The sequence below is a fragment of the Peptostreptococcus stomatis DSM 17678 genome (assembly GCF_000147675.1).
Classification (GTDB): Bacteria; Bacillota; Clostridia; order Peptostreptococcales; family Peptostreptococcaceae; genus Peptostreptococcus; species Peptostreptococcus stomatis.
On the sequence record NZ_ADGQ01000013.1, the window covers coordinates 1 to 7,757 of the forward strand.

Sequence of the window (7,757 nt, forward strand, 5' to 3'; positions counted from 1 at the left end):
ATGTGTTTTAGAAAGAGCATAAAAAGCCTTAAAAAGCTTAGAAAATATGTGCTAAACTCATTAAAATATGACTATACGAATGCTATGGTTGAGGGTAAAAACAACAAGATAAAGGTAATTAAAAGAGTATCCTACGGATATAGGAGTTTTAGGAATTTTAAGGCAAGGATAATGTTAATGGAAAGGTATAAAATACAAAAGGGCAACATCCATAGCTATAAGTTTGCTATGGATGCTGCCGCATAATTTAATAGATTTTGTTGATTTAAATTATCACCAACGTTATTTGACATAGAGCCGAAAATAAATAATCAAGAGAAACCAACGTATGAAATATTTCCATTTCAAAAATTCTCTAATCCCTTTTACTATGTTATATCTGCTCATTTCTATACCCACTACATATTTTTATGCTGCTTATCTTTTGTGTACATTATTTCTTTTCCCCTTTTTCTTGGCTTTCAGATGAATCGCTTTTTCATAAGAATATGGAATAAAGACAATCATTAACACTGATAGAAGTAGCACAGCCAACATTGTAATATATGCCACTACATTATTTCCTTGGGGAAGAACATCATATTGGATAATCCGTAAGCCAGCAGTAAGCGGATAATAATCGCCCAATCCCCTAGGAATAAGAAAACTCCCGCAAAAACCATACATAAATGCAATACACATCATCGGATAATATCCATTCATTTTCCTAAAACCCCATATAATCAAGGGTAAAACAGATATATAAATACACATTCCAATGCCACAAATCTGCAATAAGGATTTTATCAAATGAAAAGTTGTAATTTCAGGAAGATGCAATAACGCAGCTCCGATGACAACAAAAATGAAATTTGTCAGCGATAGGATAAACGCTAATACACCAATAATAATGACCTTAGCAAAGGACAATCTCTTAATCGAAACAGGTACGGTCATAATGGATTTCAATGTAGCATTACTATATTCTTGGTTAAAAATCATTCCGCCTGTAATCGTAATTGAAAATGGAAAAGCTACGAAAAAGTTATTCCAAATCGCTGCCATATAGAATTCCATAAAATTAGTAACTTGATTGTCCACGCTTTTTGACATTACAAATTGAACATATGTCATAAACGCAGAAAAGAAGGCTCCGGCAAGTATGATCCAAAAGACGTTACATCTCTTGAGTTTCTTCAATTCACAAATCAATAATTGACCCATTCTCTCTTACACCTCCTTCTTTCTGTACACCAATATTCCAATGAACACTGTGATCGCAAGGAATATCAATATATAACCTATCATCACAGGCGTTGGAACGACATATAAGTTAAACTTTTCCAAGCGTTCCTCTAAAGGAAAATATCCAAGATACCATCGAAATACCATTACAATTGGCAACACTCCTATTTTCGATTTTAGAAGCACCTCTCCTCCGGGGCCAGTGCACATGTATGCCAATGCAAAGCAAATAACTCCATAGATAAATGACGCAATATTGGATACTGTAAAATTTTTGCCAAATGTAATGACAAATAGCACGACCGGCATGGAACAAGTAAAAATAAATACACCACTTAAAATGCTAAATAATATAAATGAAGATGCGTTCGTGACATTTCCGATCATGAAAGCAAATAATATACTTGCACTCAGCTCTAATAAGCAGTAAATAATCGCCAGTATCATAAGCATAATACACTTTGATAGAAAGATTTTTGTCCTGCTGACCGGTACAGTCAGTATATTTTTTAAAACGTCGTTTTCATCTTCTGTTAAGAAAATAATTGTCGATAACACCCCTAATACACAAGGCAAAAACAGCATTTCTCCAAATATAAATACCATTCTGAATAACATGTAAAACGCTTGTTGCTGCCTAAGAGCAAGAAACAAAACGGGAAGCGGAAAAAGGCAGGCTACCCCCATTGTTAAAGTGATAAATTTTCTTCTCTTTAACTTTTGAAACTCACACAGTACCAAATCAAGCAATACCCACACCTCCTGTAATTTTCTTGAAGTAATCTTCTAATGATTCTTCAAATAGATAAGCCTTATGCACATCAATTCCACTTTCTACAAATGCTTTGTTCATTTTTGCGATTGGCAAATTCGTGTCGTATACCTCAATATTTTCTTTACCAGAAATCTTAAAGTTATCCGTTTTAAATACTTCCTGCAAGATTATCGAAGCCTGACCAACATCTGAAAGCTGGAACTGAATAGATGCTTTATTTTTATTTTCCAATTCCTCAAGACTGGATTCCTCTAATAAAGTTCCATGGTCAATAATCCCTATATCATCTGCTACCAAAGCTATTTCCGATAGAATGTGGCTTGAAATCAAAATTGTTTTTCTTCGTTCTTCAGACAAACTTCGTATCAGTTTTCTAACTTCTGCTATTCCAATAGGATCTAACCCGTTGATAAGCTCATCTAAGATTAGCAGTTCAGGATCGTGCATTACCGCCAAAGCAATGGCAAGTCTTTGCTTCATGCCAAGTGAATACTCTGAAAAAAGCTTCTTATTCTCATTGTTTAATCCAACCAGCGTCAGTGCTTCCTCTATTGCATTTTTCTTCGTGACACCACGCATTCTGGCAAACAACTTTAAATTTTCATAGCCGGTCAAATTCGGATAAAATCCGGGTGTTTCAATCAAATTCCCTACTCTTGGCAAGATTTTATGCAAGTCCTTTTTTACATTCATACCGAAAATAAATGTTTCGCCCTCACTTGCTGAAGTGAGTCCAAGCAGGATTTTCATAAGGGTACTTTTACCGGCACCATTTCTACCTAATAAACCATAAATAGAACCTTGCTTCACATGAATATTAATGTCTGCCAGAGCTTTCTGCTCTCCATAGAATTTCGTTAAATGATTTGTTTCAATAATGTATTTACTCATCCCTAGACCTCCTAAGTTTTCTTATCATGGAAAAGTTTATCATCCGGACATTACACAAACCTGATAGCAACCTTGCAATAACCTTGCAATTATGAAAAGAAAATCTCACGTCCATAAAAACGTGAGATTTCAACTATTTGCAAAACTCAATTTTAAATAGCGTAAACTGATTGGGAATACTTTCTACAAGGATTGTTCCTTTCATAAGCTGAGCAAGCTCATACGCAATGGATAAGCCAAGACCACTGCCATTTCCTCTGCGTGAAGGATCACATTTATATAATCGCTCAAAAACATGACCAATGCTTTCTTCAGGAATACCAATACCGTTATCTTTAATTGTCACACTGACCTTTTCGCTATCATCATCAATCCGAATCTCTACTTTGTCGGCATGACTATGGGAAATTACATTTTGAACAATATTCCCAAATATACGGTAATACGCATTTTTATCGAGTAAAACCCTTGATGGATATTCCGGAATATCCACCATATATTCCATTTTTCTTTCTTCAAAAACGGGGATCCAATTGACCAAATAGCTTCGAGTCAATTCATTTGTATCCACACTCTCGAAGTATAAAGCATATTCCTTTGAATTAAGTTTAAACCATTCAAACATACTATCTATATAAGAGCTAAGATCCGCTGCTTTTTCTCTTATCACTTCTAAATATGCTTCTTTTTCTTCTCCAACTACAGTTCCATTTTTTATTGCATCTAAATACGCACGTATTACCGTCAGAGGTGTACGTATATCATGGGAAAAGCTTGTCAGCAGCTGATTGGTCGTTTTTTCTTTTACTCTCAGTTGCGAAATTTGTTCTTCATAATCTGCAATTGTATGGTTGATGCGAAAAACAACAGGTGATAGAAAATCTCGTGGTTTTGATAATATTCTCCTATTGCCGTTACCACTATCTACATCCATCAAAACCTCTACGATTTCATTCATGCTTTTTTTCAACTTGTAGTATTGAAAAACTCCAAAAAGAACGACAGCCAGCAAAATTATAATCACAAAAATATATAGATTCATATTAGGTTTGCCTCCTATATTTTTTATTAAATCTATAGCCGACACCCTTTACCGTTTCTATATAGTCATTCATATTTGTAACAGTTTGCAGCTTCTTTCGTAATCTACTGATCACTGCCATGATGTTGTTATCATCGTAAATATACTCATCCTTCCATACGGATTCGTAAATAGATTGCTTCGTCAAAATTTTGCCCTGATTTTTTGCTAAGAAAAATAGAATCTCATACTCCTTTGGATGAAGTTCACAGATACCAAATTCACCATGTACAGAGCGGTCATCAGGAAGGATCTTCAGACCATCAAAGCATATTTCTGCATTTACTTCTTCAATCCCATTAAATACAGTGTAGCGGCGAATCAAAGATAAAATTCTAACAACAAGTTCTGGCAGCTCAAATGGTTTCGTTAGATAATCATCCGCACCGATTCTAAATCCTTCGATTTTTAGGATACTGTCTGTTCTTGCAGTAAGCATTAGTATAGGGATATTGCTAAATTCTCGAATTTGTCGAAGGGTTTCAAAGCCGTCCATACCCGGAAGCATGACATCCAGCACAACCGCCTGATAGTTGCCAGATTTTAGCTTAGAAATTCCTTCTAACCCAGACTCGCAAAAATCCAAAGCAACATCTTTCGCAGCCATAGCTTTTTTTATGACATCACATAACCTCAAATCATCATCTATCATTAAAACATTGTTCAAATAAATCACCCCAGCCATTTCATTTTATTATTTACTCTAAATATCCAAAAACTCATAAGGTTTTGCCAAAAGAGAAGATTCACAGCACTCGGCAAGATACGTATCCTTCTCCTTTAGGCTCTCTATGTCCGGATATACGTTTAACACTCTGTCCCCCAGATTCCAAAAATCATGTGACCAAGACTGCGGGTTTTCCCATACGTGTGGATTCCCTTTCGCCCAATCCGGAAGCTCCTTGCGAACCTTGGTTGCCACTGCAAGCTGCCCTTTTGCAGTTTTATAAATCGTGTCAATCCTTATTCCACCGTCTACCGGACGTTCTACGCGAGTAATCTACATACCATAGAACATTACCTTTCTTCTTACCCCTTTTTCATAGAGGTTTAACTCAATCTTGTCATATCCTTCGCTTTTGTTGCGTTGAACACTTAGAAAGTCCTGAAGTGCTTGTATCACAGCAGCAGAAACACTTCCGGCGTACTTGGCAGCATCATCGAATAGGTGTAGATCTGCTTCTGCAACATAAATATTTTTTGTAGCCATAACCATACCTCCTCGTATAATATACTTGTAGTTAAAACTACTTTTTTTCTTTTCTATCCCCTATTCTTTGTGGGATAATATTAGTATAGATAGAGGTCGTAGCTACCTCCTTGAAGTTATATCTTCCTAAAAAAGGCTTACGCCTCTTCTTTACGTCTTTATACGTATTAGCTGGATAGCACCAAGTTGCTGTATATCTAACGAGGTTGCATTGTCGTAAAGTTTTAGAGGGTTCTTTCTCTATCTAAAATATATGAAAGCTAGGTGATTTTATGTTTTACATAGGTATCGATATTGCTAAGAAAAACCACGAAGCTTCAATAATTGATTCTTCTGGAAAGAGCTTATCCAAAAGTATTTCCTTTCCTAACTCTGCAAAAGGTATAAAAAAGTTCAATAATTTTATTGCTGAATTTGGTGTAACAACTAATAATTGCACTATTGGAATGGAAGCAACTGGTCACTATTGGATCAGTTTGTTCTCTTACATCATTGATTTAGGATTTACGTGCTATGTTATAAATCCAATTCAGTCTGATGTTTTTAGGAAAATGTACGTTAGACAAACTAAGAATGATTCAGTTGATTCATTTATAATTGCTCAAATAATGCGTTTTGGAGAGTTTTCTATATCTAATTTTTACGATGAGAATACATTTGCCCTTAGAAATTTAACTAGATATAGGTTTGCCTTAGTTGATGAATGCTCAGATTGGAAAAGAAAGCTTGTAGCTATACTTGACCAAGTTTTCCCTGAGTACTCAAGTCTTTTTTCAAATATATATGGTGTTGCCTCAAAGGAACTGTTGTCAAAATATCCTTTACCGGAAGACATGCTGTCAATTCCTGCTGAGGAGCTTGGTAACTTACTTTGTGAGTGTAGCAAGGGTCGTCTTGGCATAAATAAAGCCAAAGAAATCCAATCCCGTGCCAGGGAATCTTTTGGAATTAAGTTTGCAAAAAGGTCTTTTTCTTTCCAAATCAAGCAAATAATTAGCCAAATTTCATTCCTAGAAGAACAACTTAAAGAAATTGAAATTGAGATTAGTAGCTTGCTTGAGGATATATGTCCGGTCATTACTACAATAACGGGTATTGGTAGTGTTTTAGGTGCGTCCATAGTATCCGAGATAGGCAATATTTCTAGGTTTGAAAGAGCAAACCAACTTGTTGCTTATGCCGGTTTAGATACACGTATAAAACAATTTGGTGATTTTTCAGCCACAAATACAAAACTTTCCAAGCGAGGTTCGCCTTACTTAAGGCGTTCTATTTGGCTTTCCACCACTGTAGCAGCCTTTAAGGACCCTGCCTTATCCATATACTATCAAGGATTGAGAGCACGAGGCAAAGCTCATGGCACAGCTATAGGGGCTGTTACAAGAAAATTGACCAATATTATATTTGCTGTCTTAAGAGATCAAAAACCGTATACTCCAAATATTTAGTTGTCAGTATTATTAATTTTTTAAGCCTATTCATTAGGCTTATTTGCTATGCAATAATGTCAGTGTGAAATTTATTTTTTATTTTGTATTGACATTTGATAGCTGGTCTTATTTTTGTAACTTGTATCTGAAGTTTAGTATCTATATGATTATGAACATAATTATAATCATATAGAGGTATTTTGTCAAGATAGGCCTGTCTTTCCATCATTATGATGTTGAAAACTGTGATTCTTCACTGAATACTGAGATCCTAATATCAAAATTCAATATATAAAGTTCTTCGTTTTTGCACCTTGAATTGTCAAGTCAAATGCAACTCTACTGAATGATAAACCTCGTATGGATTTTTCCAATTTAAGCATTTGCGCGGTCTAAGATTTATTTCTTTCATTTTTGCTTCAACATAGCTATCTGATTGATTAATATCCACAGTTTTCGGAAAATATTATCTCAACAATCCATTGGTGTTTTCGTTTGTTCCTCTTTGCCAAGGATGATGTGGAAATGGAAAATAAAACTCTACTAAATTCAACTCCTGACTAATTTCTGCATGTTTAGAAAACTCTTTCCCTCTATCCGGAGTTATTGTTTCTAGAGGTTGATTTTCTAAAAGCTCAATCATCGCTTGTTTTACTAAAAATGAATTCTTTTTTGCAATTTTTTTACATAGTAGATACCTACTTTTTCGATCAGTTAATGTTACTAAGCAAGCCTTACCAGTCTGTCCAATAACTGTATCAGCCTCCCAATCACCTAATCGTTCTCGATTATTTGCAGGATCCGGTCTATCTGTAATTAAATTACTAATTTGAATTTTTCCACGTCTTTCTTCATAATTTTTTGTGTGACGGCTTTTACCACGATGTCGTAGTTTGCGAACGACTCCTCTATTACCATGTGATAGTCCTTTTTCATCAAAACGACCATTATATATTTCCCTGTAAATTGTATTGTAGCTAATAGTGAAGCTTGAATTTTCAAATTTCAATCGAGAAGAAATCTGTTCCGGAGACCATTGATGCCTCAAAAATAAATCCTTTACACATTCATATAGACTTGGATTATCTAGCTTTTTTCTTGGTCTACAATTAAAGCGTCTATTTTTATATCTGTCATGGGCTTCAA

The 7,757-nt window shown here is 35.1% G+C and carries 10 protein-coding genes; 2 read left to right on the forward strand and 8 right to left on the reverse strand.

Translation table 11 applies throughout. The annotated features are described in order from the left end of the window. Window positions 1-246, forward strand: a 246-nt coding sequence (locus HMPREF0634_RS01325) for a transposase (RefSeq protein ID WP_007788318.1), incomplete at its 5' end; no start/stop codon positions are given. 171 nt (window positions 247-417) lie between these two features. Here HMPREF0634_RS01325 and HMPREF0634_RS01330 read toward each other — a convergent pair. From HMPREF0634_RS01330 to HMPREF0634_RS09900, 7 genes are all read right to left on the reverse strand, one after another. Next, entirely contained in the window at window positions 418-1,203 is a 786-nt protein-coding gene (locus HMPREF0634_RS01330) for an ABC transporter permease (protein WP_007788316.1), read from the reverse strand. A gap of 6 nt (window positions 1,204-1,209) precedes the next feature. Continuing rightward, the gene (locus tag HMPREF0634_RS01335; protein ID WP_040565590.1) at window positions 1,210-1,974 is read right to left on the reverse strand and encodes an ABC transporter permease; all 765 of its coding nucleotides are present in this window, start codon (window positions 1,972-1,974) and stop codon (window positions 1,210-1,212) included. Next, entirely contained in the window at window positions 1,967-2,890 is a 924-nt protein-coding gene (locus tag HMPREF0634_RS01340; protein ID WP_007788324.1) for an ABC transporter ATP-binding protein, read from the reverse strand. The genes HMPREF0634_RS01335 and HMPREF0634_RS01340 overlap by 8 nt, the downstream gene beginning before the upstream one ends. 133 nt (window positions 2,891-3,023) lie before the next feature. Continuing rightward, window positions 3,024-3,932, reverse strand: a complete 909-nt coding sequence (locus HMPREF0634_RS01345) for a sensor histidine kinase (protein ID WP_007788322.1) — start codon at window positions 3,930-3,932, stop codon at window positions 3,024-3,026. Between the two features lies 1 nt (window position 3,933). Beyond that, the gene (locus HMPREF0634_RS01350) at window positions 3,934-4,656 is read right to left on the reverse strand and encodes a response regulator transcription factor (RefSeq protein ID WP_007788314.1); all 723 of its coding nucleotides are present in this window, start codon (window positions 4,654-4,656) and stop codon (window positions 3,934-3,936) included. 18 nt (window positions 4,657-4,674) lie between these two features. Then, on the reverse strand, window positions 4,675-4,971 hold the full coding sequence (locus tag HMPREF0634_RS09895) for an EXLDI protein (RefSeq protein ID WP_276324343.1): 297 nt from the start codon (window positions 4,969-4,971) through the stop codon (window positions 4,675-4,677). Continuing rightward, entirely contained in the window at window positions 4,972-5,181 is a 210-nt protein-coding gene (locus HMPREF0634_RS09900) for a hypothetical protein (RefSeq protein WP_007788326.1), read from the reverse strand. It abuts the gene before it with no gap. 272 nt (window positions 5,182-5,453) lie between these two features. Between HMPREF0634_RS09900 and HMPREF0634_RS01360 the strand changes: the two genes are divergently transcribed. After that, complete coding sequence (locus HMPREF0634_RS01360; RefSeq protein WP_007788312.1) at window positions 5,454-6,629, forward strand: IS110 family RNA-guided transposase; 1,176 nt, start codon at window positions 5,454-5,456, stop codon at window positions 6,627-6,629. Window positions 6,630-7,077: 448 nt separating this feature from the next. On the opposite strand, the gene HMPREF0634_RS01365 is transcribed toward HMPREF0634_RS01360, so the two are convergent. Continuing rightward, the coding region (locus HMPREF0634_RS01365; protein ID WP_007788320.1) for an IS30 family transposase at window positions 7,078-7,757 on the reverse strand (680 nt) is incomplete at its 5' end.